Source organism: Oleiphilus sp. HI0086 (genome assembly GCF_001635225.1).
This window is the reverse complement of the sequence record NZ_LWFZ01001252.1, coordinates 1-1,008: the sequence shown is the minus strand read 5'-3', so window position 1 is coordinate 1,008 and position 1,008 is coordinate 1. Positions and strand designations below refer to the sequence as shown.

Genomic DNA, 1,008 nt, shown 5'->3' with positions numbered 1-1,008 from the left:
TAAAGGCACAGGTAATGAGAATATAGGGCAAGGCAACAACGGCTGCATTGGTGTCTGGCAGGGCGTATTGGAAAACCCGCCCTCAGTTGTTGTTGGCAACAACAATGAAGCCTATCGAGCTTACCGCCACACCGGCAACAGAGTCTGCAGCTACGCTTATCGCCTTAACGGCGACACTGGCAATCGCAATAACAGCTCCTTGGTTATCAAGTACGACTCGCGCGACGGTAGTGTCGTAAGCTGCGGCACTCACGCAGATCTACCCGCTTGCTAACTCTTCCTTAAGCGCTTGATGATCATCAACGATTTATTTCTGTTTTAGCGATACACTGCACACGCTAAACTAATAACCCGTTTTTCATCGTCGATACTGACAGAGCTATTTATGTCGAACACAAATCAAAGCTGCTGCGATTCAGCCGTCAAACACACCCTTAATCCTTTAGATGATATCATTGAGCGCTTAAAAAAATTGGCAAACCCGATATCGGAGACAGAATCAGTTGCACTTATTGATGCACACGAAAGAGTGCTCGCTGAAGACTTAGTCTCTACACTTAATGTACCGCCCACAGATAACAGTGCCGTTGACGGCTACGCACTAAACCTTGATGACTTCTCTGAGGGTAAAGCCTTCTGTATCTCACAACGCATTCCTGCCGGGCACCAACCCGAGACACTTGAACGTGGCACTGCTGCGAGAATATTTACCGGCGCCTCGATACCAGCAGGAGCGAACTGCGTCATTATGCAAGAACAGGCGACAATCAATGAGCACAACAAGGAGGTAACCTTTTCCTCCCAGCCTAACGCTAAGCAAAATATTCGCCCTCGAGGTCAAGATGTTCAACAAGGCCAGGTTATTTTACAAAAGGGCCTAGTCCTTTCCCCTGCCCGCGTTGGCTTAATTGCTTCGATTGGTATTGATAAGGACAAAGTGTTTCGAAGACTAACAGTCACTAGTATATCGACTGGAGACGAATTGGTAGAACCGGGCGATAAGCCCTC

At 47.9% G+C, this 1,008-nt stretch carries 2 protein-coding genes; both read left to right on the top strand.

Annotated features, from left to right (window positions below):
* A partial coding sequence (locus A3756_RS28845; protein WP_231875604.1) for a hypothetical protein occupies window positions 1–274 on the top strand: 274 nt, incomplete at its 5' end.
* 111 nt (window positions 275–385) lie between these two features.
* Window positions 386–1,008 (top strand): molybdopterin molybdotransferase MoeA (locus A3756_RS21705; protein WP_197481457.1); only part of this gene is annotated, 623 nt, incomplete at its 3' end.